A 25360-nucleotide genomic window follows, 5' to 3' on the forward strand; every position below is an offset into this window, starting at 1 on the left:
GATCGTATCGCATGATCGTCGGGCGCGCACGCCGCCGGGTGTCACGGGGCGGCCGGCCCCCGGGGGGAATAACCGGGGACCGTCTCCTGTTACGTCGCGCAGCGATCGTCACACCCCACAGGAGGCACCCCACCATGGCCGCAGACGCCGCAGAGGAGATCCGGGGCACCGCCCACGGCACCGCACCCGTCCCGCTCTCCGTGCTGGACCTGGTGACCGTCGGCGCGGGCCGGACCGCGAGCGACGCCCTGCGCACCGGTGTGGACATCGCACGCCTCGCCGAGGCCCGCGGTTTCCACCGGTACTGGGTCGCCGAGCACCACTCCATGCCGGGCGTGGCCTCCTCCTCGCCCGCCGTGATCCTGGCGCACCTCGCCGCCCACACCGAGCGCATCCGCCTCGGCTCCGGCGGAGTGATGCTGCCCAACCACGCGCCGCTGGTCATCGCCGAGCAGTTCGGCACCCTGGAGGCCATGGCGCCGGGCCGCGTCGACCTCGGCCTCGGCCGCGCCCCCGGCACCGACGGGGCCACGGCGGCGGCCCTGCGCCGCAGCGACCGGCTGAACGAGGGCGCCGACGACTTCCCCCAGCAACTCGCCGAGCTCACCCGCTTCCTGGACGACGACTTCCCCGACGGCCACCCCTACCACCGCATCCACGCCGTCCCCGGTCCGGTGCAGGCGACCTCGCCGGGCGGTGTGCAGTCCCCGCACCGGCCGCCGATCTGGCTGCTCGGCTCCTCCGGCTTCAGCGCCCGGCTGGCCGGCATGCTCGGCCTGCCGTTCGCCTTCGCCCACCACTTCTCGGCGCAGAACACCGTCCCCGCGCTGGACCTGTACCGCGAGACCTTCCGGCCGAGCGGGGTCCTCGACGCGCCCTACGCCCTCATCGGCGTCTCCGCGCTCGCGACGGACGACGAGAAGGAGGCCCGCCGCCAGGTGCTGGCCGCCGCGCTCAACATGGTCCGGCTGCGCACCGGCCGCCCGGGACTCGTCCCGACCCCGGAGGAGGCGGAGGCGTACGACTTCAGCCCGATGGAGCGGGAGTTCGTCGACTCCTGGAACGCCAACGTCATCCACGGCACCCCCGACGAGGTCCGCACCGGCCTGGACGAGCTGCACAAGCGCACCGGCGCCGACGAGCTGATGCTCACCGCCAACGCCCACAGCGGCGACGTACGCCTGCGCTCCTACGAACTCATCGCCGACGCCTACGGATTGCCCACGCCCGCCTGAACCCCGGGCGTGCCCAGCAGCTCGGAGATGCGGTCCGGCGGCACCGGACGGGAGTACAGCCAGCCCTGACCGGTGTCGCACCCGATCCGGCGCAGCCGGGTGGCCTGCGCCGAGGTCTCCACGCACTCGGCGGTGACCGTCAGGCCGAGCCGGTGGGCGAGCTGCACCATCGCCTCGACGATGACCTCGTCCGCCGGGTTCGGCGGGGCGGTGGCGCGCTCCTCGTACTGGAAGCCGCGGACGAAGGAACCGTCCAGCTTCAGTACCGACACCGGCAGCCGACTGAGGTAGGCCAGGTTCGAGTAGCCGGTGCCGAAGTCGTCGATGGCGATGCGCACACCCATGTCGCTGAGCGCCTTCAGGGCCTGGATCGGCCGGCCGGACGAGCCCATCACCGCCGACTCGGTCAGCTCCAGCTGGAGCAGCTGCGGCGCGAGGCCCGTCTCCTTCAGGGTGTCGGCGACGTCCGCCACCAGGTCGGAGTCCCAGACCTGACGGACCGCCACGTTCACGCTGACGAAGATCGGCGGCTCGTCCGGGTGCTCCACCTGCCAGTCGCGGGCCTGCCGGCAGGCGGTGCGCAGCACCCAGCGGCCGAGCGGCACGATCGAGCCGTCCTCCTCCGCGAGCGAGATGAACCGATTCGGCGTCAGTGTGCCGAACCGGGGGTGGTGCCAGCGGATCAGCGCCTCCACGCCGTGCACCCGGTCGTCCTCCATGCCCACCAGCGGCTGGTACTCCAGCGCGAACTCGCCCCGGTCGATGGCCGGACGAAGGGTGGACGCAAGGGCCTGGCGGGTCACGCGGGAGGCGTTGCGTTCCGGGTCGAACAGGGTCCAGCGGGCCTTGCCGTCGGCCTTCGCCCAGTACAGCGTGGTGTCGGCGGCCTGCATCAGCGCGGTGGGCGTGGTCCCGGCGGCGTGCCGCTCGACCACCCCGATCGACGCGGACACCGACAGCCGCCGCCCGGAGAGGTCGAAGGGCGCCTGGATCGCGTCGAGCAGTGACTCGGCGAGGTCGGCGAGCTGTTCGGTGCCGGTGGAGTCCTCGACCAGCAGCGCGAACTCGTCCCCGCCGAGCCGGGCGACCAGCGGGGTGCCGGCCCTGGCCCGGCCCGTCTCCTCCGCGCAGTGCGTCAGCCGTTCGGCGACGGCGGCCAGCAGCTGGTCGCCGATGCGGTGGCCGAGGGTGTCGTTGACGGCCTTGAAGCCGTCCAGGTCGAGGTAGCACAGCCCGATCCGGCCGGTGCCGCCCTCCTCGTACGACTCCGCCTCCAGCGCGGCCGTCAGCCGTTCGAAGAACAGGGTGCGGTTGGGCAGCCGGGTCACCGGGTCGTGCATCCGTACGTGCCGCAGCTGGGCCTGGAGTTCGCGGTGGTCGCCGATGTCGGTGACCGACAGCAGCACGCCCCCGTCGTCGGAGGGCAGCGGGGCGACCGTCACCCGCACCCACAGCGCGTGCCCCTCCGGGTGCTTCAGCCGGCGCGTGCAGCGCAGCTTGGCCCGCCGTCCGCGCAGCAGCTCCCGGTAGGCGTGCCAGGTGCGGGCGTCGGAGGCCAGGTCGACCAGATCGGCGGCGACGGCACCGGTCAGGGTTTCCCGGTCGCGGCCCAGCAGGGTGGCGAGGGCCGCGTTGGCGCCGGTCACCGTGCCCTCGCGGTCGACCACGGCCATGGCGAGCGGCGCGGCCGTGAAGACGGAGCGGTACGACGGGGAGGGTGGGGCGGCGGGGGACGGCGGGGGCGGGGATTCCGTACGCGGAGACGTAGCGATCTCACTCTCTGTGACGGTCGGCCGGTTGAGTCCTGTCGCGGGCGCCGGCCCTTCGGACGTTCCGCTCACCGCTCGCTCCCGCAGTGCACTCGATCGCTGTCCGTGCAGAAAGTCTCAGAGTTTCAGGAAAGTGTGCCGATCATAGAGGCCCACGCCGGGGCCTTCCAGTCACTGTCCGGTCTCCAGGGCGGATCCGCATCTCTGCCCGATCGTTTCTGCTCGCGGGTGGACAGGTTCTGCGGGCCTCCGACCAGTTGTGACGTTCCGTGAGTACGCATGGTGCCGGTCCCGCCCGGTCCCGCTCGGATACCCGCGTTTCTCACTCGTCCGGTGCAGCCGAACAAGGCGCGGTACGACAAATCCACACAGTCTGGGTGCGGTGTCCCGTGAACCGTCTCCCGGAGGTCCCCGTGCCGCGTCAGCTCACCCCGAGAGGACTCGGCCGTGAGACCCTCCGGGAACGACTGAGCCGATCGGGTGGATCGGGAGGCTCAGGCGTATCAGGCGTACGGCCCCGGCTGCGCAGCACCGCCGCGATGTGCACCACGATGTCGGCGCTCGCGGCGACCTCGATGGTGAGCGTCCCCTCCGTCGCCGAGCCGTTCTCCGCGGCACCCTGCGCCCTCACCCGCACCTCCGCCCACCACTCCGAGGGCCTGGACACCTGGAACGCCGCCTACCCCCGCCCCGCCCGGAGCCTGGACGCGGTGATGGTCTTCCTCTCCTTCCCCGACTCCCACCCCCTGACCACGCCCGCCGAACTCGCCGCCGACCACTTCCCCGCCACCAGCCGCTTCTTCGAGCGTGCCTCCTACGGCAGGTTCACCCTGCGCCCGCACGCCCTGCGGCAGTGGTTCCGCATGCCGCGCCCCTCCATGGAGTACGCCATACAGCGCGACTGGACCGTCGCCCACCGGGCCGCCTACCTGCGGGACGCGCTCGCCGTGACCGACCGGCACGTCGACTTCTCGCGCTACGACATCGTGTACTTCGTCGCCGACCCGGACGCGCCGGGCGTGGACTCCGACGCCACGAAGGTCGTCAACCTGGACACCCCGCTGCGCGTCGACGGCACCGACATCCGCCGGTTCGTCACCGTGTTCGAGAACCATCCCCCGGACCGGCTCGTCCTCGCGCACGAGACCGGGCACGTCTTCGACCTGCCCGACCTCTACCACCGGCCCGTGGACGGCAAGGGCGACTGGGACACCCACGTCGGCGACTGGGACCTGATGGGCAGCCAGTTCGCCCTCGCGCCGGACCTCTTCGGCTGGCACAAGTGGAAGCTGGGCTGGCTGGAGCCCCGGCAGGTGCGGTGCGTGCAGGACGCGGGGCCGGTACGGCTGACGCTGGAGCCGCTGGGCGCGGGACCGGGGACGCCGGTGACGGGTGCCGCCGGGGCGCCGTCCTTCGGTCTGGGGCGGGGCACCAAGCTCGCGGTCGTGCGCACCGGCCCCGACAGCGTGCTCGCCTTCGAGGCCCGCGGGCCGGTCGGCAACGACCACGCGACCTGCCGGCAGGGGGTGCTGGTGTACAGGGTGAGCAGCGGCACCCGGTCGGGACGCGGCCCCATCGAGGTCGTCGACGCCCATCCGCACACCGGGGCGTGCGGGGAGGACTCGGTCTATCCACCGCTCGCCGACGCACCGGTCACCCTCGGCGAGAGCTTCACGGTGCCCGGGGAGTCCGTACGGGTGGAGGTGGAGGGGCGCACGGCGTCGGGGGCGTGGACGGTGCGGATCAACACCCGGTAGATGCGGAGAAGGCCCCTCGCTCGCGCGAGGGGCCTTCTCCGTGTCGTGCGCCGCCAGGGACTCGAACCCCGGACCCGCTGATTAAGAGTCAGCTGCTCTAACCAACTGAGCTAGCGGCGCCTGCTGACGTCGTAGACATTAGCATCACGCCCGGCGGGAGGAAAAATCGATATCCGCACGGCCGCGCGGGCCGCCCGGACGGCCGCCCACAGCAGTACCTCCGGGCCCGGCAGCCAGGGGTGGCGGGTGTCGGGGGCGACGAGCCAGCGGGAGCAGGAGCGGGGGGTGGGCGCGGGGACGGTCACCGCGTCGCCGGGGCCGTGGCACAGCAGGGGCGGGACCCCGTCGGTCCGCGTGCCGTGGGCACCCCACTCCTCCCACTCCATGAGCGCCGGGAGCCGCTGCGCCGTGCCGGGCGCGGCGAACAGCAGCATCCGCCCCCGGAACTCCGCCACCGGGCCCGAGCCCGGACCCTCCTCCCACATCCGGTCCAGCATCCGGCGCCCGAAGACCGCGGGCGCGCTCACCACGTCGAAGACCGCACCGCAGGGCAGCACGACCGGGGCGTCCGGCCGCTCCCCCCAGTGCGAGAGCGTGCTGCGCGGATACGTGCCCGCCGAGGCGAGCCAGACGGCACCGTCGGGGGTGACGCCGCTGGCGTCGGAGGCGTTCCGTGGGCTGCTCATGACGGACAGATCTACCCGCTGTGAGGGAACGCTTGCGCAGGGTCGCGGGAACCGGGGACGCGGGGGCGGGAAAGGGGGTATCTTGCCCGCCCGGCATATGCCCTCTATGCGGGATCGGCGCGCTCGGGACCGCCCTCGCCGCTCCGCATCAGGCCCTGGCCGAACTCGACCATCTTCTTCGCGTAGTCCTCGGTCCACTCGGCCCGCTCGGCGATGTCCGCCGGTGTCAGCCGGTCGAAGCGCCGGGGGTCGGCGAGCTGGGCCGCCGCCACCGCCTGGAACTCCGTCGCCCGGTCCGCGGCGGCACGGAACGCGAGCGTCAGCTCGGTCGCCCGCTCCAGCAGCGCACGGGGATCCTCGATCGACTCCAGGTCGAAGAAGTGCTCGGGATCCGAGGCCGCCTCCGCGGGCTCGAACAGCAGGGGCGCGGGGCGTAGCCGCGGCTGCTCCCGGCGCGGCGTGTGCTCCGCCATGACTTCTCCTTCGTACGTCGCGGTCGACCCCCCTGGAGGGCGGGCCACCGTCCATTGTCCCGCGCCCTCGCAAGAGGGCCTGAGGGCTGTGCCCTCGGGCACCGCGTGAATGGCTTCCCAGCCGTCCGGGCCGTATGCATCGCTCTGTCCGCCGCCGGAGAAGGATGACTTCTGCCGAGCACCCGGGATCAGCACGTCCTCACAGCTCCTTCGCCGGCCTGTGGATGAAGTCACGCGAACGCTCGGGATCGAGTGACACCGCCTTCCGTCCTGCGGAAAGCGTTCGACAGCGGTTCAGGCCACTGAGGAGGCTGCGCCCGGCGGTGCCTCGTCCGACCGGTGATCGTTGTGCGGGGTGAAGACGAAGGTCGAGTGGTCACCGTCCAGGTCGATGGTCAGTGACGCGTCCAGTGCCTTGGCCAGGCGGGTGAGCAGCGGCAGGGTCGGCACTGAGTCGCCGCCCTCGATGTTGGAGATCTGGGGCTGGGTCATGCCCGCGCGCCGCGCCAGCTCGCTTTGTGACAGGCCGAGCCCCGTGCGCCGGTCGTAGACGGCCTGGCCGAGGGCGAAGGCGTACCCGGCCTCCGCATAGGCGGGGGATTCTTCGACCTGCTCACCCAGGAGCTTTCGGGTCCGACGTGTCTTCCACTGGGAGTGGTTCACGAGCTCTCCTCCTCCGTTCGGTCATAGCTGTGCTCGGCGGGTCCGTGGTCTGCTTCGCACACCTTCTGTGCCTGTTGAGCACGCTCGACCTCGGCGCCCTCGCGCTGTCTGGTCTTGCGGAACACCGTCAGGAGCACGATTCGCCGCTCGGAAGCAAGCCAGTAGGTGATGCGGACCGCGTTCCCGTCCATGGTGAAGCGCAGCTCGCGGAGCTTGCCGCCGAGATGGCGTGAGTACGGCTCTCCGAGAGTCGTCGGCTGAGCGGCAAGCATGTCAGCGGCACGCTCAGCCTTGTCGTAATGCGGGTCCGAAAGGAGCGCCAGCCACTGCTGGACCTCCGGCTCGATCTCGATCTGCCACGGATTTCCCACGCCTCAGACTATACAGATATCTATATTGAACTGTTCCGGGTCCGGTAGAGCCTTGATGTGCCTACCGAACCCGGAACGGTTCAGTCCGCCGCCGGAGGCGGCTTGTGTCAGACCAGGGTCTGGGTGAGTTCGTTCCGCGTCGACGTGTGGACCAGGCGGCCGTGCGCCCCGTTGACGATCGGCATGTACGGAGGGACGTGGCCGCATTCCACGTCGGCGACGATCGGCACATTCAGGGGGCCGAGCGCGTCCAGCACGGCCTGGTGCTGGGACAGTGAAGAGGCGTTCGGCGCCGAGGTCCGTCCGACGAGCACCGCGTTCGCCGCGTCGAAGAAGCCGGCCAGCCGCATGCCGTGCAGGTTCCGGCAGATGGCGAAGGCGTCGTCGCCGGCGGCCTCCACGTACACCAGCAGCCCGTCCGCGGCCTCGGCCCGTGCGAAGCCGGACGTGTCGAGGTTGCACAGCGTCTCGATGCAGCTCCCGATCAGGCGGCCCCCGACTTCCAGATCCCCGCTTCCGTCCAGTCGCGTCCATGTGCCGGGGGAGTCGAGTGTGTACTCCCGCATCTCAGGCCGGGAGGTGTAGTCGTCCCAGCCGGTGGTCCTGTGACGACCCGGCGGGATCTGTGTGAACCGGTGCCCGGACGGTGCGCTGACGATGTCGAGCCAGGAGACCAGCCCGTCGGGGGGCCGGTAGGGAGTGTCCATGAGGTTGTTGCCGTGGACGGTCGCGGTCCCGGTGAGGAGGGTCAGCGGGGTGATGGCGGTCGACAGGTCGGAGAACCCCACGAGCCAGGTCGGTTCGGCGTCGCGCAGCCGGTCCCAGTCGAGCAGCGGCAGAAGATCGATCGCCAGCTCGCCGCCCCACGGCGGCGCCACGGCTCCGATCCGGGGATCGGTCAGCATCGACATCAGCTCGTCCGCGCGTGCGGCGGCGGGAGTACTGACATGTCCCGAGCCGTCCATGCATGCTCCGAGAACCACCTCGTATCCGCGTGCCTCCACCTCACGGACGGCCACCTGGAGGCGCTCGCGGAGCACCTCGGGGACTCCGCTGGACGGAGAGGTGATTCCGACACGGTCACCGGGGCGCAAGGGGCGCGGATATCGAACTGACGTGCGGCGAAGTCTGGTACGGCACTGGGTAGTTGGGCGGCGGGTTTCAGCGCCGCTGGATGCGCCAGGACCGCGTGGGCCGCTATTCCTTGCCCGGGACCTCGAAGGTGCTGAGGTGGGCGGTGAACGCGGTGAACGCGGAGGTCGGGAAGGTGAGCGTGGCCCGCTCCGGGTCCTTGGAGTCGCGGACGGCTATGTGGGGGTGGTGGTGGGCGATCTCTATGCAGGCGTTGCCCTCACCACCGCCCGAGTGGGACGACTTCTTCCAGATGCCCGGGGTCGTCATGGCGGACCTCACAGCTCCTTCGCCAGCGTGCGGATGAAGTCACGCGAACGCTCCGGTTCGAGTGACGCCGCCTCCACCCTACGGAAGAGTGTTCGAAAGTGGCCCAGCTGTGCCGCCGCGTCGATGAAGACCGTGCCGTTCGGGCCATCACGCACGACGGTGTCCAGCTGAGGAACGGGCCCGCCCGCGTACACCATGGCGCTCCCAGCTCCGCCGAAATCGTCCAGGTCGAAGGGGATGACACGAACGGTGACTCCGTCGGCTTCGGACATTTCCAGGATGCGGTTCAGCTGAGCCCTCGAAGCGGGACGGCTGCCTACGCGGATACGGAGAGCCGCTTCATGGATCACTGCCGTGTACGGCACCGGTTCGGAACGTTCGATGACGACTCTGCGCCGCATGCGGTGTTCCACCCGACGAGCCCTCTCGCTGTCGGGGAAGTCGGGATTCACGTAGGCGAAGAGGCCGTGTGCATAGTCCTCGGTCTGCAGAAGCCCCGGGACGTGCAGGAAGTCGACGTCCCACCGGAAGGAGGCGTGATGCTCCAACTCGGAGAGGTCCAAGAACGAGTTGGGCAGTGCGCCTCGGTACTCCTCCCACCAGCCGCGCGTGCGACCGGTGGCCATCGCCACGAGCGCCGACAGCAACTCGACGTCGGTACAGGCGTAGTGCGCGGCAAGGCATCGCAGTCGCTCCTCGCTCACGCCGGCGATACCGGACTCCATCTGGCTCATCTGTACGGAGTTCACGCCGAGCAGGCTTGCCGCCTCGGTGGCCTTGAGCCCGGCAGCCTCGCGCAGCTTCTTCAACTCCGCACCCAAACGCGCATGGCGCGCCGTGGGTTGCCGTCTGGGCGGCATGACTTCCTCCTCGCCTCAACGGCTCTGATCGGGCGACCCGTTCGGGGTCAGATTACGCGACCGCCTTGCCGCGTAATAAATCTATGCCATACCTTCAGTGACGTACCGCGCACACTGCGCAATGTGGGGTGCCGGAAGCGCACCGCTCTGTCCTGCCATGACGGACGCGGCAATGACACCGGCCCCACCCTCAACCCCCTGATGCCGGAAGGAATCCGCATGCCCGAAAACGACCCGTGGGAGTACTCCCTCTCCATCCCCAACGACCCCCGAGCCGTCACCATCTGCCGCCGCACCCTCCGACTGATCCTGACCATGCACGGCCTGATCCGCCTGGTCGACGTGGCCGAACTTCTGGCCACGGAACTGGTCGGCAACGCCGTACGCCACACCAAGGGCCCCGCCGCTCTATGCGTCCACTGGTCGGGTACGGGCGTCCTACGCATCGGAGCCTGGGACGCCGACCCCCTCCCGCCGGAGCCACTGCAGCCGCTCGACCTGGCCGTCGACCGTGAGGGCGGCCGAGGGCTGGCCCTGGTCCGGGCCTGTGCCGACGTATGGGGCTGGCAGCCGCTGGCCCGGGAGGGCGACCTGGGTAAGTACATCTGGTGTGAACTGGGTGATACCCCGGTATCGGCGAGGTGTGCGGTATCTGCTCGATGGTGGTGTCGCTCATCTGGCGTCTCCTTGATCATCGGATCCGCCGTTCATTGAACACTCCCCGATGTGGACGAGGGTAAGGGGAGGACGCCTAGTCCGCGGTTCATTGTTTTTTCCAGTGCGGGAATAAAAGCAGACCTCGAAACTAAATTGGATAAACTTGGGGTTGCTGTTGTAAAGCCAGGTAAGGGGCAGAGTGGGATGCACGCCGAGGAAGTGGCCGCGAGGTATAAGGCTGATGTTAATTTCCAAAAGAAGGACCTCGGTGGAAAGATAGTAAAGGTGCAAAATGCCTTTGTTACAACTCAGGTGTGCAGTGTTAAGTGCTCCAAGAATCTCTCGAAATTTCTTGGTGTGCGAGAGACGGAAAAGTTCCACGGAACCAACGGTCAAGTCTTCGGGCGCACAGTCGATTCCACCTACTTGAAAGAGGTCAGAAAGGCTGCAGGTCGGGGTAGTGCCATGAACGTTGTGACCAAGGCCATGGCCAACGGCATACTGCCCGGACAGTGGTCATGGACACTTAGGGGTAAGGGTGGACGGCGATGAAAGGATCGAAGATGCGGCAGCTTGTGGGGCTTGAGATCGCCAGCATCTCTTCAGGAGTTGGGCAGGTGGTAGGTCCTCTGCTCGGACATGCTCCAGGTGGGCAGTCACTCCTCTTTGCCGCCGTGCAGGACGGATCACAGGTTGGTCGTTGGGACATTGATACCGGAGAGATGATCTGGTGCGACGGCGAGGGAGTACCAGGCTGCAATGACCAGGTGCTGGTCCCGGTTCCTGGAGAAGGTCTGCTGCTGGCTGTCGCTACGGAAAGCGGCATTGAGTGGTGGGACGCTCTGACTGGGCAATATCGTCCTGATATGACATGGGATGGTTGGACCGTCTGGGCCTTGAGTGCCGGGACCTCGCCTGATGGCCGCTCCATGCTCTTTGGTGCGGGACACAACGGAGTGGTGTATCGCTGGGACGGAACTACCGGTGAGTTGCTGGGGACCTCGCCGGAGAGGGAAGAGCCAGGCAGCATGATGGCCGTTGCCTTCGTGCCGCTGTTGGACAGCCAGGGCATCGTCGTTTCTGGTGACGACGCCGGCAGGATTTGGTGCTGGGATCCGGTGACTGGTGATCAGATTGGGGAGCCGATTCTGGCACATGCATCCCCAGTGCGTATTATTCAAGCGCTACCGACTGAGGATCCCCTTTTTGTCTCCAGCGATCAAGCCGGTGTTCTGCAGAGGTGGCGAGCTACTACCGACGTGCCGGTCGTGCCGGTGGGCGCGCCGATTGAATGCGGCACTGAAGTCTATGCGCTCACAACAGCCAAGGTGGGCGAAGTGGCAGTGCTTTTTGCGGCCGGGGCAGACGAGGCAGTGCGCGTCTGGGACGCTGAAACGGGCGAGCCAATCAAATTTTCGAACCGAAGCATCGTTGTGAGCGCCCTTACTGGGTCGAACGATGCAGCGTTTCTGGCGACAAGCACGACACGAGGGGACATTATTGTGCACAAATGTGTCTTCTGTTGAGTGCCGCAGAGGCGCGGTACTGGTAGGCCGTGCGGTTAAGGAAGAGCCGTGGCGGATTGGGTGACGCATGCTCGATACGTCATGGCGTATCTTTGTGAAATCGCGTGTTCGCCTGTTTCGTCGGCAGTGATGGCGAAAGCCGTTATGTCCGGTCATCTAGTGTGTACCGTACATTCCGCGAGGGTGACTGCCCGCGACTTGGCTCGTCTGATCGCAGGCCTTCGCGGCAAGTTCGTTCTAGTTTGACGCAAAATGGAAAGATCCTCGTCAGGCCAGGGCCCCTGGCCGCCACTTCACCCGGTGCTCGGCCAGATGCGCCAGCACAGCGTGGTTAGCCTCCCAGCCGTCCGGAAACTTCACCAGCGTGCCCAACTGGACCGGTTCCGTGGACGGGTAGTCGTCCAGGAGGCCGGTCACCCCCTCGCGGCAGATGACGATGCAGGCGTGGCGGTGGCGGGAGGCCAGGACGCACAGGCGGCCCGTCTCCAGGTGGAAGGCGGTGGCGTCGGGGCGGCCGGAGAGGGGGTGGAGGACGACCGTGACGTCGTATTCGCGGCCCTGGAGGCGGTTGGCCGTGTCGACGGTGACGTCCGGCACGCCGAGTTCCGTGAGGGCCGCCCGTACCGCTGCCGCCTGGTCGCGGTGGGCGGTGCCCACGGCGATGCGGTCGGCGGTGAGGGGGGTGGGGTCCGGGGAGCGTTCGGAGGTCGCCGCTCCGCCCCGGTCCAGGAGGCGGCGGACCACCAGCGCGACCGCGTGGACCGCCTCCGGGTCCGTGCGCGGGGTGTGGCGGGCGGGGAGTTCCAGAAGGCCCCAGCCGGACTCCGCCGCCTCGTCGATCACCCGGTCCGGGGCCGAACCGTCCGACGGGACGCCGAAGGAGAGCGTGCGGTCGCCGTGGCTCGTGCCGCTGCGGAACGGGGTGTACGGGTAGAACGCGTCCGACACCAGGGGGGCCGCCGACGCCGGGAGACGCCAGGACACCGGCAGGCGGTGCTGCGGCAGTTCCGGGTTGTGGGCGAGCAGGGTGGAGACCGCCGACGCGGACGGGTCGTACGACAGGCCGGCCCACTGCTCGCTGCCCACGATGGAGAACGGGTCCAACTGGCCCGGGTCGCCCACGAACAGCGCCCGCTCGAACAGGTTGGCCACCGCGAGCAGCGCGTCCGAGCGCATCTGGTACGCCTCGTCGACGATCGCGTGCTCCCACGGCTCGACACCCTTGACGTGCGCCCACTTCGCCGCCGTGGAGATCACCACGGGCAGGCCGGCGAGGTCGGCCGCCTTCGCCGACTTGCGGACGTTGTCCAGCGCGTCGAGTGCCTTGTCGTAGGGGTCCGTGTCGCTGCTGTGCAGCCGGCCCACGGGCAGGTCGGGGTTCTTCTCGGCGAGGCGGAGGACCAGGTCGTCGACCTGGGCGTTGGTCTGCGCCACCACCATCAGCGGGCGGCCGGCCTCCGCCAGTTCCAGGGCCGCGCGCACCACCAGGGTGGACTTGCCGGCGCCGGGCGGGGAGTCGACGACCACCCCGCGCGCGGCGCCGCGCAGCGTGTCGCGGAGGATCGCGTCGGTGGCGCGGGTCGCGGCCGCACCCGGGTCGAACACGGCCTGCCGGGCAGGGGCGGTCACAGCACGTCCTCCTCGGTCACCGGGTCGGCGGGCTCCGGTACGGCCGCCTCCTCACCGGGTGGTCCGCCATGGGTCCACGGTGTCTCCTCCGGGTCGGGCAGCTTCGCCCCGCCGCGCGGTTCGTGCTCGAACAGCGTGAAGCACACGCGGTCGCCCTTCTCCGGGACCGAACCCTCCTCCGGCTCCTTGCCCCGGCCCATCTTGTCCATGACGCGCAGGACGAGCAGGCCGCCCTCCGGACCGTCCTCGTAGCCCACGAACTCCATGGCCTGCGGCTTCCCGCCCAGCGAGCGGTACGCCCTCACGCGCTCGCCGAGATGCGGGCGGTCGTCCGTGCGGACGGTGACCAGCGGGCGCGGGCTCGGCCGCTTGCTCTCGCTGTACGCCATCACCACGTCGACCACCTCGCCCGCGAACGCCTCCCCGGACAGCCGCCGGGCCGCCATCACCAGCGGGTCGTCGAGCGCCTCCTGCGCCTCCAGCCGGGCCTGCTCCCGCTCACGCGTGGCGAGCTTGTTGGCCGCGGTCACCGCGTCGTCGCGGCGCGGCTGCGGCGGCTCACCGGCCAGGACACGGTCCCGGTGACCGGTGAACGACCAGCGGTCGCGCGTCCACCGCTCCTCGACGCGCGCACCCTCCGGGAGCTTCGCCAGCAGGTCCAGCCCCCGCCACACCGCGTCCCACGTGGGTCGCGTACGGCTCTCCACCAGCGCGCGGATCTCCCGTTCGGCCGCGGTCAGGGCGCCGAGGCGGTCGTCGGCCTCCAGACCGTCCTCCGCCGCCGCGAGCGCCGTACGGGCCCGGTCGTAGCGCTCGATGGCCGGGGCGAGCAGCTTGTTGTCGAACGCCGGGTCGGTCGCCGGGCCCGCGGGCGGGCACCTCAGCTGGCCGTCGGCGTCCCGCGCGAGCTCGGCCTCCTGCGCGGCCTCCGCCCCCGAGCGTCCCTCGGGCGGGTCGATCCAGGCGAGCAGCGCCCCCAGGTGCTGGTCCTCCAGCGTGGACTGCCCGGTCGCCCAGTGCCGGCCCAGTACGTCGGTCATGGCCAGCAGCAGCGAGGAGCCGGGCACCCGGGCCCGCTCCCCGAAGTGCGTCAGCCACCGCCCGAGCAGCGGTACGCGCGGGGGCGCGGGGAAGGGGGCCTCCGGGTCCTGCTCCGCCGTGCGCCGGAACCGCATGGACCGGCCCAGGAGTCGTACGAGGTCGATGCCGGCCCGGGACGGCACGATCAGCTGGGGCGCGTCCGCGCACAGCTCCACCTCGACCTTGACCCGCTTGCCGGTCTCCGGGTCGGTCTCGGAGCGCTCGGCGGCCTCCACGGCGTCCGCGAAACCGTCGACGTACGGCAGCACCACATCGGCCAGCTCGGCCAGGAACGCGAACCGCAGATCGCGGTCGCGCGGCTGCGGTACGACCAGCAGCCGTGGCGCGTCCCGGTCGGTGCCCACCAGCGCGCCGAGCGGGGCACCCGCCTCACCGGCGGTGATGAGCGGCACGAACACCAGGGGCCGCGTCGACAGGTGCCGGTGCCGGACGGTGGCGGCGGGCTGGGCGCGGCCGGTGCTGACGGCCTCCAGACGGGCGAGGGTGGCGATCAGGGACAAGGAGCCACCTCCAGGAGAGCTGCCGCTTCCAGAGCCTCCGCGCGCAGGGCCGCCGCCCTGCGCAGTGCCGCCACCGCCGGGTCGTCGGGATCACCGGCCTCTCCGCGGGCCGCCGCCAGCACCTCCCCGATCGTCGTCAGACCCCCCAGCTCCGCCCGTACCGGACGGCCCAGGCGGGTCACCATGTCCTGCGCGCGAGAACGGTCCCGGCAGTGGAAGGCCAGCTCGCACGCGGACAGGCACTCCGGCGCGTAGGTCGCCGGGACCGACTCCACGGCCTCGGTCAGCCGCTCGGCGGGCAGCTCCGGCGAGAAGCACGTGCCCTCGGGGAGCGCGTCGGCGATCTCCTCGATCCTGGTCAGCCGGTCCAGCTGACGGGCGGTCACCGCGCGCTGCTTGCGCACGTCCACGGCGGACGCGGTCGGCAGGTTGGAGAAGTCCTTCGGGCACACCAGCAGGATCCGGTGGCGTACGCGAGGCGCCGGGTCCAGCCGCGCGGCGACCTGCTCCAGGGCCAGCACGTACACCGCGGCCTGGCGGGCCGCCGCGCCGACCTTCGCCGGGTCCGCGGCGCCGTCCAGCATCGGGAAGGACTTGATCTCCACGACCGTCCAGCTGCCGTCCGGGTGCACCACCACCGCGTCCGGCTCCAGGAAGACGGGGGAGCCGGCCACGTCGAGCGCGAGCATGGGGTGGTCGAGCAGCGTCCAGGCGCCGGGCACCTCGGTGGCCTCGCGCAGCGCCAGCTCCGTACGGGCCGTGCGGCCCTGCGGGCCCTGCGCGGTGAGATCGGGCACGCGCGCGCCGGCGGGCGGTTCGGCCGCGCGGTCCAGCTTCTCGTGGGCGAGGCGCAGCAGCTCCGTACCGCCGTCCGCCTTGACCTTCGCCTCGAACGCGTTGCCCCGCACGAACGCGAACTGGGACTGGCCGAAGACCGACGGCGAGCCCAGCGCGTCGGCCAGCACCGCCTTGTCCACCCCGGCGCCGTCGAGGATCGCGCGCCGTCTGCAGCCCGGGTTGGCGGCGAGGGCGGCCAGGGCGCGCGCGTCCAGCGCCTTGGCCGGGACCTCCGGGCCGCGCAGCTCAGCGAGCCGGTGCCGGAGCGCCTTCTCCCGCGTCCGAGGGGGAGGCACCCGATTCGGTCCCTGGTCCGTACCGCGACTCGGGGTGCCGCTGCCGTGGAAATCGCTCACCCGCGGAAGTCTGGCATCCGGCACTGACAATCGGGGAACCCGTGACGGAGGAGTCCGCCGGGGCGACCGCGGGGCGGGGCAGGAAGCGGGCCTTCGCCCGGTCCGCCGACCGCGTCACGACGGGGGCCAGCAGCAGGCCGGCGCCCATGACGGCGGCGCCCGCCGCCGCGTCGAGGAAGTAGTGGTTCGCGGTGCCCATCACCACGATCGTGGTCACCAGCGGGTAGACGACGGCGGCCGTCTTCGTCAGGCGCGTGCGCCCGTACCGCCAGAGGACCACTCCGCACCACAGCGCCCAGCCCACGTGCAGGCTCGGCATCGCCGCGTACTGGTTCGTCATGCCGCCGAGCCCGCGCGGGGCGCTCGCCTCGCCGCCCCACCAGCCGTACGCGCTGTAGTGGGCCATCGTGTCCACGAAGCCGTGGCTCGCGTCGAGCAGCCGGGGCGGGCAGGTGGGCAGCAGGGTGAAGCCGATGAGACCGATGAAGGTGGACGCCATCAGCCAGGTGCGGGCGGCGCGGTAGCGCACCGCGTGGGAGCGGAACAGCCAGATGAGGATCGCCGGGGTCACCAGGTAGTGCAGCGACGCGTACCAGAAGTCGGCCGGTATGCCGATCCACGGCTCGCGTGTGAAGAGACGGTTCAGCGGGTGCTCGGCGTTGAGGTACAGCGCCTTCTCGATGCGCAGGATCGCCAGGCCGTGGTCGACGGCGTCGGAGACGTCGCCCCGGACGACCAGCCGGCCCGCCGAGTAGCAGGCGTACACCAGGAGGATGAGCGGCAGCTCCGTCCACCAGCGCAGCCGGGTCGCCGGGGCAGCCTCGATGCCCGGTGTCTCGGTGTGCGGCATCCGATCGCTCCCCTTTGTTCTCGCGCGGCGCTCCGTCAGCGGCCAGCCACTCTACGGTGTGCGCGCGTCCCCCGTGACACGCCCTCGGCCCTGAGAGACGCCGGGATCGCCCTCCGGGTTGCCCGCGACCAGGGTGCGCGATGATGGGGGAGTCCCGCCTGCGAATTTTCACCCGGAAGGTCTCCCATGGCACCGCGCATCCTGCTGGCCCGGCACGGACAGACCGAGTGGTCGCTGTCCGGCAAGCACACCGGCAGGACCGATGTGCCGCTCCTGGAGGAGGGCCGGCGGGGCGCAAAGCTGCTCGGCGAGCGCCTGCACCGGGTGCCGTACGACGGGCTGCCCGGCGTCGAGGTGCGCACCAGTCCGCTGGTTCGCGCGCGGGAGACCTGCGAGCTGGCCGGCTTCGGCGACCGCGCGGAGACCTGGGACACGCTCATGGAGTGGGACTACGGGGCGTACGAGGGCATGACGCCGGCGGAGATACAGGCGTCCCGTCCCGGCTGGCTGATCTGGCGGGACGGAGTTCCGGAGGGCGAGACCCTGGCCGAGGTGACGGCCCGCGCGGACGAGGTGGTGGCCTGGGCCCGGTCCGCCGACCGTGACGTGCTGGTCTTCGCCCACGGTCACATGCTGCGCTCGATCGGTGCGCGTTGGCTCGGTCTCCCGATCGATTTCGCGGCCCGTATCCGCCTGAATCCGACCTCGCTGTCGGTGCTGGGCTGGGCGTACGGGGAGCCGGCCGTGGAGTCCTGGAACGAGACGGGGCACCTGGCGGCTGCCTGACGCCTGGTCCCTGGTTGCGTGGCCCGGTGCTTCGGGGTGCCCCGCGCTGGTGCGGGCCGGGGGTGGGTCGCGCGGCCCGGCGCTTGCGGGATGCCGCTGCGCCCACCCGTGCCGCCCCAGCGGCACGATTGCCCGCAGCTACGGAGGCGTGGCGTGTCCAGCGGTCGTTGGAGGGTGGGTGTCGCCCCAGCGGCACGATTGCCCGCAGCTACGGAGGCGTGGTGTGTCCAGCGGTCGTTGGAGGGTGGGTGTCGCCTCGGTGGCACGATTGCCCGCAGCCACGCAGGCGGTCACACCGCCCGGGGAAGTGCTTCGTGGCGGTCCAGGAAGGCCGATACGCCTGACGCACGCCTGTGGGGGAGAAGAACACGGGACGTGCCCGCCAGCATCGTCCGCACCCGCGACGACTGGACCTCGTTCAGCAGATCCAGTGCCCGCATCCCGGCCTCGGCCGCCTCGTCCGGCCGACCCCCGCGGGCCAGATCGTCCGCCAGCTCCGCCGTGTACAACGCGATGTTCCGGGTGAAGTGCGGATCCTGCAGTTCCGCCGCCCGCCGCGCATGCCGCGCCGCACGCGGCCAGTCGCCCAGCGTCGACCAGCACTGCGCCTCCAGCCCTTCCAGCTCCGCCTCCCCGTAGAAGCTCATCCACTCCGGATCCGCCTCCGAGGTCCCGCGCTCGAAGTAGGCGCCCGCCCGGGCCAGCGCCTGCTCACAGCCCGTACGGTCGGTGAGCCCCGCCCAGCCGCCCGCCTCCCGCAGTGCCAGCAGCGACATCAGCCGCGGGGAGCCGAGCGGACGCGCGGCCCGCTGCGCGGCCTGCGCCGCCCGCACCGCCTCCCGGGGCCGGCCCGCGTCCCGCGCGAGGAACGCCGTATTGCAGAAGGCGTGCGCCTCCACGGCCGGATCCCCGGTCACCCGCGCGGTCGCCAGCGCCTCCGCGTAGTGGGAGCGCGCGTCGTCGAAGCGGCCCGAGTCGTGCGCCAGCCAGCCCACCGAGATGGCGAGTTCACCGGCGCCCGAGTACAGCCGGTCCGCCGTCCGCTGCCGGATCGTCCCCGCGTCCAGCAGCGCGTAGGCGGCACGCAAGGGGGCCGCCGCGCGGCGGTACAGCCCGTCCGCCCCGTGCCGGTCGTCCAGCAACCGGATGCGGCGGACGGCTTCCTCCAGGGCGCCCGCGTCGCTCGCCCCCGCGCGGCGTACGGCGCGCTGCGCCGCCGACGCGTCCGAGGCGAACCCGTACGGGCTCAGCGAGGCGGCGGCCACCGTGGCGCCCCCGCCGGTCATGAATGCGCGACGCAGCACGTCGCTCTCCTCGTAGTCGTGCGTGTCGTACGTGTCGTACCGGTCCTGCGTCTCATACGGCTCGTACGCCCCGCTGTTCTCACTCGTGACGTTCGCCGGGTTCCCGGTGGGGGCCGGGGGCATGTCCCCGGCGGCCCGCGCCCCACGCCCGCGCACCGACGAGCGGGGCGCGAAGCCCAGGTCGGTCAGCGTGCGGCCGGGGAACAGGTGCAGGAGCACCCGTTCGTAGGCGTAGTTCGGGCAGCGGATCTCACCCGCCTCCACCCGGTGCACATACCGCGCGTCACAGCTGACCCGCTCGCCGATCTCACGGGCGGCCCGCCGGACCACCGCGGCGAACTCGGCCGGCGAGCGCGCTCCGCGCAGTTGCCGGAAGACGAGGTTCGGCCGCGGGGGCCGGGGGGGCTGGGACGAGGGCACCGTTGACGACGCCATGGCCGGGTCCTCTCTGCGAACCGTCGAACCATGCCGGAATCAGGATGATTTGTACGTGTGCTGTCCTGTTTCCGGCGGGCTAGAACGTACCTGTTGTGACGGAGTCACTACGCGGAGTTTGGCAACAATCCGGATATGTCATCCGCGATCTGCCATGAACTGCCATCCTTTGCGGCGGACTTTCGTCGTAGCCGTTGACGTTCCGGCTCGTTGAGCCCTGTGGACCGGGGGCCCGATGTGCGCGTTGGAGGCCGGGATGATGACCAGTCGGAGCAGGGATTCGTTGGAACCGCCGAGTACGGACTGTGACGTGGTCACGGTTCCGGCGCGACAGGGCCTGGAGGCGGTCGACATCCTGCGGCGCGGAGCCGGGGACGCGGTGGGGCCGGTGCTGCACGACGACGGGTGCGACACCCTTGGCTTCCTGGTGCCGCCGGGGACGGCCGCGGCCTGGGACGTGCCGGGCAGTGTCTGTACGGAGACGGACGGCTGCGGGCTGAGACCGGCGCCGGAACCGGCGGGGGAGGGGGCGTACTGGCTGCTGCCGCCGGGGGAGGTGGAGCCGGCGACGGATCCCGCGGCGCTGCGGGAGGCGCTGGACGAGGCCCAGCGGATGATCGAGGCTGCGGACGGGTGTGCGTGAGCTGTGGGCTCGGGGAGGGGTTTCGCCCCCGCCGCCCTTGCCCGTTCCCATCCCTCGGGGGCTCCGCCCCGGACCCCCGCTCCTCGGACGCCGGAGAGGCTGAAAGCATGGGGGGATGGGAAGGACCAGGAACAGTGGACGTCACCAGGCATCCGTCGAGGCCGTTGTCGAGCCGGTCGACGGAGGGCTCGCGCGGCTCGTTCCGGACCGGGAGCGGGCGCGGGCCTGGACGCTGCTGATCGACGACGCGCCGCAGTCGCACGTCGACCTCGACGACCCGGCGTATCTGTCCTTCGAGTACCAGCGCCGGTTCGGCCATGTCGTCGATCTCGTCGCCCCGCCCGGCAAGCCCCTGCGGGCCGTGCACCTCGGCGGCGGCGCCTTCACCCTCGCCCGGTACGTCGCCGCCACCCGGCCCCGCTCCACCCAGCAGGTCGTCGAACGGGACGCGGCGCTGGTGCGATTGGTCCGGCGGGAACTGCCGCTGGACGCGAGGGCCCGCATCCGGGTGCGTTCGGTGGACGCCCGTGAAGGGCTCGCCAAGGTGCCGGACGGCTGGGCCGGACTCGTCGTCGCCGACGTCTTCAGCGGGGCCCGCACCCCCGCCCACCTCACCTCGACCGAGTTCCTCGACGACGTCCGCAGGGCCCTCGCCCCCGGCGGGGTCTACGCCGCCAACCTCGCCGACGGACCGCCGCTCGCGCATCTGCGCGGCCAGATCGCCACCGCCGCCGCCCGGTTCGCCGAACTCGCGCTGATCGCCGACCCCGCGGTGCTGCGCGGCAAACGCTTCGGCAACGCCGTCCTGGTCGCCTCCGACGCCCCCCTGCCGATCGCCGAGCTGACCCGCCGGGCCGCCTCCGACCCGCACCCGGGCCGCGTCCAGCACGGCAGGGACCTCACCGACTTCACCGGCGGGGCCGCCCCCGTGACGGACCTGGCGGCGGTCGCCTCACCGGCGCCACCCGCGTCCGTGTTCCAGTGACCGGGCGGCCGGCCGACGCGTACGGATCAAGGACCATCCGTCCGCGGCACCCGTGACGGAACCCCTCAGTACGTCAGTACGTTCCGATCTCCACCCGCGGCGGTCCGTCGTGCCAGGTGCAGAAGACCGACACCCGGTCCGCGCCCGAGGAGAACTCCACCCGGATCCACGTCTCCGTCTTCCACACCTGCATCGACCAGCCGGCCCCCGGTGTCGCCGACACCAGCGACGCGGAGGTCTCGCCGAGGTCGAACACCGCCCGGCCGCCCTTGGTGTCGTAACCCTTCACCTGGCCGGAGGCGGCCGGAGTGGTGGGGGAGGGGGGAGGCGGGGGCGTGGTGGTCCGGGACGGCTTCGGATCCGGCTCGGGGGACGACGCCCCGTCGGGCTTCGCCGACGGCTTCCGCGTCCCCTCGGGTTCCTTCGAACGCTTTGCCCCCGACGGCCGCCGCGTCGACGACGACACCGCCTGCGACTTCTCGTCGGCCGAGTCGGCCGACTCGGCCGCCGCGATGGGCAGGGCGCGGGGCGGGTCGTAGGCGGTGCCCTCCATCACGGTGCTGACGCCCCACCACGACAGTGTGACCGCCGCGCCCGTGGCGAGCAGCCAGGCCAGTACATGTACGAGTCCTCTGCGCATCGTCGGCCCATACTGCCCCATCCGCCTCGGGGGTGTCGCGCCGGCGGAGGTGTCCGGAGTTGTCCACAGGCCCGCACCCGGCCCGTCCGGCATGGCGTACGGTGCGGCGCATGGCAAGTGTTCTCGTGGTCGAGGACGACCAGTTCGTACGCTCGGCGCTCATCCGGCAGCTCACCGACGCCTCGCACACCGTGCGCAGTGTGGGCACGGCGCTTGAGGCGCTGCGCGAGGTCGCCCACTACCGTTTCGACGTGGTCGTCCTGGACCTCGGACTGCCCGATCTCGACGGCTCCGAGGCCCTGAAGATGCTGCGCGGCATCACCGACGTACCGGTGATAGTCGCCACCGCCCGGGACGACGAGACCGAGGTCGTACGGCTGTTGAACGCCGGCGCGGACGACTATCTGACCAAGCCCTTCTCGGTGGAGCACCTGTCGGCCCGCATGGCGGCCGTGCTGCGCAGGGCCCGAGCCGGCGGAGGGGAGGCGGCGCCCTCTCCGGTCATCCGGGTCGGCGGCCTGACCGTCGACCCGCTGCGCCGCCGGGCCGAACTGGACGGCATACGCCTGGACCTGACCCGGCGCGAGTTCGACCTGCTCGCCTTCCTCGCCGGACGGCCAGGCGTGGTCGTCCCCCGCAAGGAGCTGCTCGCCGAGGTGTGGCAGCAGTCCTACGGCGACGACCAGACCATCGACGTCCACCTGTCCTGGCTGCGCCGGAAGCTGGGGGAGACCGCCGCGCGGCCCCGCTACCTGCACACCCTGCGGGGCGTCGGCGTGAAGCTGGAACCGCCCGCCGCGCAGACGCCGCACACGCCGCACACGCCCGGAGCGGAGCCACCGCGATGAGATGGGCCCTGGTGAAGGTGTCGCTGGCGGTGACCGCGATGGTCGTGGTCGCCTTCGCGGTGCCGCTCGGTCTGGTCATCCGGGAGATGGCACGCGACCGCGCCTTCGCGGGCGCCGAGCGGGAGGCGGCGGCCGTCGCCCCCGCGCTGTCCATCACCACCGACCGCGACCAGCTCGAACGCGTCGTCGCCTCCGCCGGTTCCGACGCCGCGATGGCCGTGCACATCCCGGCCGGCGACGGCAGCGAGGCCCTCGACATAGGGCAGCGGCGGGCCGCCGAGGAGGACATCGAGGCCGTGCGGAAACTGGGCCGCGCCTCCACCTCCACGGTGTCCGGCGGCTCGACCCTGCTCCAGCCGGTCGCGCTCAGCAGCGGGGAGATCGCCATCGTCGAGGTGTTCGTCCCCGAGTCCGAGGTCACCAACGGCGTCGGCACCGCCTGGGCGGTGCTCGCCGCGGTCGGGGTCGCCCTGATCCTCGGCTCGGTCGCGGTCGCCGACCGGCTGGGCGTACGGATGGTGCGGCCCGCGCAGCGGCTGGTCGAGGGGGCGCACGAACTGGGCGAGGGCAAGCTGGGCGCCCGGGTGCCCGAGGAGGGGCCGACCGAACTGCGGCTCGCGGCCGTGGCGTTCAACTCCATGGCCGACCAGGTCGTCCAACTGCTCGCCAACGAGCGGGAACTGGCCGCCGACCTGTCCCACCGGCTGCGTACGCCGCTGACCGTGCTGCGGCTCAACGCCGCCTCCCTCGGTGACGGCCCGGCCGCCGAGCAGACCCGGGCGGCGGTCGAGCAGCTGGAGCGGGAGGTGGACACCATCATCCGCACCGCCCGCGACGCCAAGCCGCAGACGGCCGCCGCCGGACCAGGCGCCGGCTGCGACGCGGCCGAGGTGGTGCGCGAGCGGATGGGCTTCTGGTCGGCGCTCGCCGAGGACGAGGGCCGCAAATGGCGGGTGGCCGGCGCCGACCGGCCGGTGCGCATACCCGTGGCCCGCACCGACCTGGCCGCGTCCCTCGACGCGCTGCTCGGCAACGTCTTCCGGCACACCGCCGAGGGCACCGCGTTCGCGGTCGACGTGCACAACGGCGAGGACGCGGTGATCGTGCTGGTCTCCGACGCGGGCCCCGGCATACCCGACCCCGAGGGGGCGATGGCCCGCGGCCGGGGCTCCGGGAACGACGGCTCCACCGGGCTCGGCCTGGACATCGTGCGCCGGCTCGCCGAGTCGACCGGCGGGGACGTACGGATCGGCTCGTCCGTGCTCGGCGGGACCGAGGTGCGGATCTGGATCCAGCTCGACGGACGCGAGCGGGCACCCCGGCGGCGTGGGCACCGGGGGACCGTACGCCGCCGTCGCGGACCGGGCCGGCTGGTCGCCTCCTTTAACCGGCCCCGATCCCTTCCTTAAGCGCACCCTAAGATCCTCAACGGCCTCCCGGAACAGGAAGTTTGTCCGAATCCGGCTCGCTAGCGTGCTGCCGCACACCCCCGAACGGCAACGAAGGCAGGCACGCGATGAGCACGCACCGGCGCAGGGTCAGCGGCAGGAACAAGGCGATCGGCGGCGTGGTCGCCGCGGCCGTCGCCGGCGGCGGCGCGTTCCTGTTCACCAGCACCGCCCAGGCGGCCGGCGTCGGCGCGGCGTACACCAGGACCAGCGAGTGGTCGACCGGCTACACCGCCCAGTACGTGGTGACCAACAACAGCGGTGAGCGCGACCAGGACTGGAAGCTGGAGTTCGACCTGCCCGCCGGCACCGAGCTCGGCTCGCTGTGGAACGCCGAGTCGAGTGTGAGCGGCCGGCACGTCACCGTGCGGTCGGCCAAGTGGGACACCGACGGCCTGGCCGCCGGCGAGTCCGTCACCGTCGGCTTCGTCGCCAAGGGCACCGGGAACCCGACCGGCTGCCTGGTCGACGGCGCCCGGTGCGGCACGGACGGCGCCCCCACGCCCGAACCCAGCGGCCGTCCCACCGACGCCCCCACCCCCACCACACAGCCGACCCCCACCGAGGAGCCGACCGGGACGCAGGAGCCGACCGCCGAACCCACCGAAAGCACCGGAACCGGAACCGGCACCGGCACCGGCACCGGCGCCGGCTTCGCACCGTACGTCGACACCTCCCTCTTCCCCGCCTTCGACCTGGTCGCGAGCGCCGAGGCGACCGGCGTGAAGAACTACAACCTCGCCTTCATCACCGACGGCGGCGGCTGCACCCCCAAGTGGGGTGGCGTCAGCGACCTCGGCAACAACGCGGTGGCCGGGCAGATCGGCGCGCTGCGCGCCCAGGGCGGCGACGTCCGGGTCTCCTTCGGCGGCGCGGCCGGCTCCGAACTGGGCACCACCTGCGCCTCGGCGGACGCGCTGGCCGCCGCCTACACCAAGGTCGTCGACACCTACAAGCTCACCAAGGTCGACTTCGACGTCGAGGGCGGCGCCCTGCCCAATACGGCGGCCAACACCCGCCGTGCCCAGGCGATCGCCGAGCTCCAGAAGGCCCACCCGGACCTGGACGTCTCCTTCACCCTCCCGGTGATGCCGGAGGGCCTCACCCAGGACGGCGTGAACCTGCTCGCCGACGCGAAGAAGAACGGCGTACGGATCGACGCCGTCAACATCATGGCGATGGACTACGGCCCCGCCTACAGCGACGACATGGGCACCTACGCCGAGCAGGCCGCCACCGCCACCCAGGCCCAGATCAAGGGCGTCCTCGGACTGAGCGACGCCGACGCCTGGAAGACGGTCGCCGTCACCCCCATGATCGGCGTCAACGACGTCGTCACCGAGATCTTCGAGGTCGACGACGCCACCCAGCTGGTGAACTTCGCCAAGTCCAAGGGCCTGGGCTGGCTGTCCATGTGGTCCGGCACCCGTGACCAGCAGTGCGCCGGCGGCACCAAGCCGGCCGCCGACCCCACCTGCAGCTCGGTCCTCCAGGACAAGTTCGCCTTCTCGAAGGCGTTCGCGCCCTACAAGTAATCCGCCCGGCGCACGAAACGGGGCGCGGCACTCCCTCGGAGTGCCGCGCCCCCCCGTTCCCCGTT

Annotated in this window: 25 protein-coding genes and 1 tRNA gene; 11 read left to right on the top strand and 15 right to left on the bottom strand. The window is 71.3% G+C overall.

The annotated features are described in order from the left end of the window. Nucleotides 1–134 precede the first annotated feature (134 nt). A complete protein-coding gene (locus ACH4VX_RS19715) occupies nt 135–1235 on the top strand; it encodes an LLM class flavin-dependent oxidoreductase (RefSeq protein ID WP_398368683.1) in 1101 nt (366 codons plus the stop codon). Here ACH4VX_RS19715 and ACH4VX_RS19720 read toward each other — a convergent pair. Continuing rightward, on the bottom strand, nt 1211–3076 hold the full coding sequence (locus ACH4VX_RS19720; protein ID WP_398368684.1) for a putative bifunctional diguanylate cyclase/phosphodiesterase: 1866 nt from the start codon (nt 3074–3076) through the stop codon (nt 1211–1213). The two genes, ACH4VX_RS19715 and ACH4VX_RS19720, sit on opposite strands and share 25 nt — an antisense overlap. 467 nt (nt 3077–3543) lie before the next feature. Between ACH4VX_RS19720 and ACH4VX_RS19725 the strand changes: the two genes are divergently transcribed. Beyond that, nucleotides 3544–4761, top strand: a complete 1218-nt coding sequence (locus tag ACH4VX_RS19725; RefSeq protein WP_398368685.1) for a M6 family metalloprotease domain-containing protein — start codon at nt 3544–3546, stop codon at nt 4759–4761. A 46-nt stretch (nt 4762–4807) separates the two neighbouring features. Here the strand turns inward: ACH4VX_RS19725 and ACH4VX_RS19730 are convergent. From ACH4VX_RS19730 to ACH4VX_RS19765, 8 genes are all read right to left on the bottom strand, one after another. Next, nucleotides 4808–4881, bottom strand: a tRNA-Lys gene (locus ACH4VX_RS19730). Then, a complete protein-coding gene (locus ACH4VX_RS19735) occupies nt 4872–5447 on the bottom strand; it encodes a bifunctional DNA primase/polymerase (protein ID WP_398368686.1) in 576 nt (191 codons plus the stop codon). Before ACH4VX_RS19735 ends, ACH4VX_RS19730 begins: the two co-directional genes overlap by 10 nt. Before the next feature lie 104 nt (nt 5448–5551). After that, on the bottom strand, nt 5552–5920 hold the full coding sequence (locus ACH4VX_RS19740; protein WP_398368687.1) for a hypothetical protein: 369 nt from the start codon (nt 5918–5920) through the stop codon (nt 5552–5554). Nucleotides 5921–6214: 294 nt separating this feature from the next. Continuing rightward, nucleotides 6215–6583 (bottom strand): helix-turn-helix domain-containing protein, encoded by a 369-nt coding sequence (locus tag ACH4VX_RS19745; RefSeq protein ID WP_398368688.1) that lies wholly within the window; start codon nt 6581–6583, stop codon nt 6215–6217. Beyond that, complete coding sequence (locus tag ACH4VX_RS19750; protein ID WP_398368689.1) at nt 6580–6954, bottom strand: type II toxin-antitoxin system RelE/ParE family toxin; 375 nt, start codon at nt 6952–6954, stop codon at nt 6580–6582. Before ACH4VX_RS19750 ends, ACH4VX_RS19745 begins: the two co-directional genes overlap by 4 nt. Nucleotides 6955–7061: 107 nt before the next feature. Next, entirely contained in the window at nt 7062–8024 is a 963-nt protein-coding gene (locus tag ACH4VX_RS19755) for a S66 peptidase family protein (RefSeq protein ID WP_398368893.1), read from the bottom strand. 127 nt (nt 8025–8151) lie between these two features. Beyond that, on the bottom strand, nt 8152–8355 hold the full coding sequence (locus tag ACH4VX_RS19760; RefSeq protein WP_398368690.1) for a DUF397 domain-containing protein: 204 nt from the start codon (nt 8353–8355) through the stop codon (nt 8152–8154). 8 nt (nt 8356–8363) lie between these two features. Further along, the gene (locus tag ACH4VX_RS19765) at nt 8364–9215 is read right to left on the bottom strand and encodes a helix-turn-helix domain-containing protein (protein ID WP_398368691.1); all 852 of its coding nucleotides are present in this window, start codon (nt 9213–9215) and stop codon (nt 8364–8366) included. A gap of 219 nt (nt 9216–9434) precedes the next feature. Between ACH4VX_RS19765 and ACH4VX_RS19770 the strand changes: the two genes are divergently transcribed. The 3 genes from ACH4VX_RS19770 to ACH4VX_RS19780 are packed head-to-tail and all read left to right on the top strand — an operon-like array spanning nt 9435 to nt 11398. After that, complete coding sequence (locus ACH4VX_RS19770; RefSeq protein WP_398368692.1) at nt 9435–9929, top strand: ATP-binding protein; 495 nt, start codon at nt 9435–9437, stop codon at nt 9927–9929. A gap of 12 nt (nt 9930–9941) precedes the next feature. Continuing rightward, nucleotides 9942–10424, top strand: coding sequence for a hypothetical protein (locus ACH4VX_RS19775; protein WP_398368693.1), 483 nt, complete (start codon nt 9942–9944; stop codon nt 10422–10424). Next, nucleotides 10421–11398: a WD40 repeat domain-containing protein gene (locus ACH4VX_RS19780; RefSeq protein ID WP_398368694.1), complete on the top strand. Its 978-nt coding sequence runs from the start codon at nt 10421–10423 to the stop codon at nt 11396–11398. Before ACH4VX_RS19775 ends, ACH4VX_RS19780 begins: the two co-directional genes overlap by 4 nt. Before the next feature lie 267 nt (nt 11399–11665). Here ACH4VX_RS19780 and ACH4VX_RS19785 read toward each other — a convergent pair whose 3' ends face one another. Genes ACH4VX_RS19785 through ACH4VX_RS19800 form a run of 4 tightly spaced genes read right to left on the bottom strand, consistent with a single transcriptional unit; the run spans nt 11666 to nt 16671 of the window. After that, nucleotides 11666–13027 carry an AAA family ATPase gene (locus ACH4VX_RS19785; RefSeq protein WP_398368695.1) on the bottom strand — a complete coding sequence of 454 codons (1362 nt, stop codon included), beginning with the start codon at nt 13025–13027 and terminating at the stop codon, nt 11666–11668. Next, nucleotides 13024–14628 carry a hypothetical protein gene (locus tag ACH4VX_RS19790; RefSeq protein ID WP_398368696.1) on the bottom strand — a complete coding sequence of 535 codons (1605 nt, stop codon included), beginning with the start codon at nt 14626–14628 and terminating at the stop codon, nt 13024–13026. Before ACH4VX_RS19790 ends, ACH4VX_RS19785 begins: the two co-directional genes overlap by 4 nt. Continuing rightward, complete coding sequence (locus tag ACH4VX_RS19795; RefSeq protein WP_398368697.1) at nt 14619–15761, bottom strand: hypothetical protein; 1143 nt, start codon at nt 15759–15761, stop codon at nt 14619–14621. Before ACH4VX_RS19795 ends, ACH4VX_RS19790 begins: the two co-directional genes overlap by 10 nt. Further along, on the bottom strand, nt 15712–16671 hold the full coding sequence (locus tag ACH4VX_RS19800) for a phosphatase PAP2 family protein (protein ID WP_398368698.1): 960 nt from the start codon (nt 16669–16671) through the stop codon (nt 15712–15714). The genes ACH4VX_RS19795 and ACH4VX_RS19800 overlap by 50 nt, the downstream gene beginning before the upstream one ends. A gap of 186 nt (nt 16672–16857) precedes the next feature. Between ACH4VX_RS19800 and ACH4VX_RS19805 the strand changes: the two genes are divergently transcribed. After that, nucleotides 16858–17457, top strand: coding sequence for a histidine phosphatase family protein (locus ACH4VX_RS19805; RefSeq protein ID WP_398368699.1), 600 nt, complete (start codon nt 16858–16860; stop codon nt 17455–17457). 290 nt (nt 17458–17747) lie between these two features. Here ACH4VX_RS19805 and ACH4VX_RS19810 read toward each other — a convergent pair whose 3' ends face one another. Next, complete coding sequence (locus ACH4VX_RS19810) at nt 17748–19196, bottom strand: hypothetical protein (protein WP_398368700.1); 1449 nt, start codon at nt 19194–19196, stop codon at nt 17748–17750. A 235-nt stretch (nt 19197–19431) separates the two neighbouring features. On the opposite strand from ACH4VX_RS19810, the gene ACH4VX_RS19815 reads away from it, so the two are divergent. Together ACH4VX_RS19815 and ACH4VX_RS19820 are read left to right on the top strand one after the other, a co-directional pair. Next, a complete protein-coding gene (locus ACH4VX_RS19815; protein WP_398368701.1) occupies nt 19432–19839 on the top strand; it encodes a hypothetical protein in 408 nt (135 codons plus the stop codon). Between the two features lie 115 nt (nt 19840–19954). Next, entirely contained in the window at nt 19955–20824 is an 870-nt protein-coding gene (locus ACH4VX_RS19820; protein ID WP_398368702.1) for a spermidine synthase, read from the top strand. Nucleotides 20825–20897: 73 nt separating this feature from the next. Here the strand turns inward: ACH4VX_RS19820 and ACH4VX_RS19825 are convergent, their stop codons facing one another. Then, nucleotides 20898–21464 (bottom strand): hypothetical protein, encoded by a 567-nt coding sequence (locus ACH4VX_RS19825; RefSeq protein WP_398368703.1) that lies wholly within the window; start codon nt 21462–21464, stop codon nt 20898–20900. Between the two features lie 110 nt (nt 21465–21574). Between ACH4VX_RS19825 and ACH4VX_RS19830 the strand changes: the two genes are divergently transcribed. The 3 genes from ACH4VX_RS19830 to ACH4VX_RS19840 all read left to right on the top strand — a co-directional run bounded on the left by ACH4VX_RS19830 (nt 21575) and on the right by ACH4VX_RS19840 (nt 25295). Next, on the top strand, nt 21575–22312 hold the full coding sequence (locus tag ACH4VX_RS19830) for a response regulator transcription factor (protein WP_398368704.1): 738 nt from the start codon (nt 21575–21577) through the stop codon (nt 22310–22312). Further along, nucleotides 22309–23721 (top strand): sensor histidine kinase, encoded by a 1413-nt coding sequence (locus ACH4VX_RS19835; protein ID WP_398368705.1) that lies wholly within the window; start codon nt 22309–22311, stop codon nt 23719–23721. The genes ACH4VX_RS19830 and ACH4VX_RS19835 overlap by 4 nt, the downstream gene beginning before the upstream one ends. A 107-nt stretch (nt 23722–23828) precedes the next feature. Then, nucleotides 23829–25295 carry a cellulose binding domain-containing protein gene (locus ACH4VX_RS19840; RefSeq protein ID WP_398368706.1) on the top strand — a complete coding sequence of 489 codons (1467 nt, stop codon included), beginning with the start codon at nt 23829–23831 and terminating at the stop codon, nt 25293–25295. Nucleotides 25296–25360: the final 65 nt, after the last annotated feature.

This window comes from Streptomyces sp. NPDC020731, assembly GCF_044334705.1.
Lineage (GTDB): Bacteria > Actinomycetota > Actinomycetes > Streptomycetales > Streptomycetaceae > Streptomyces.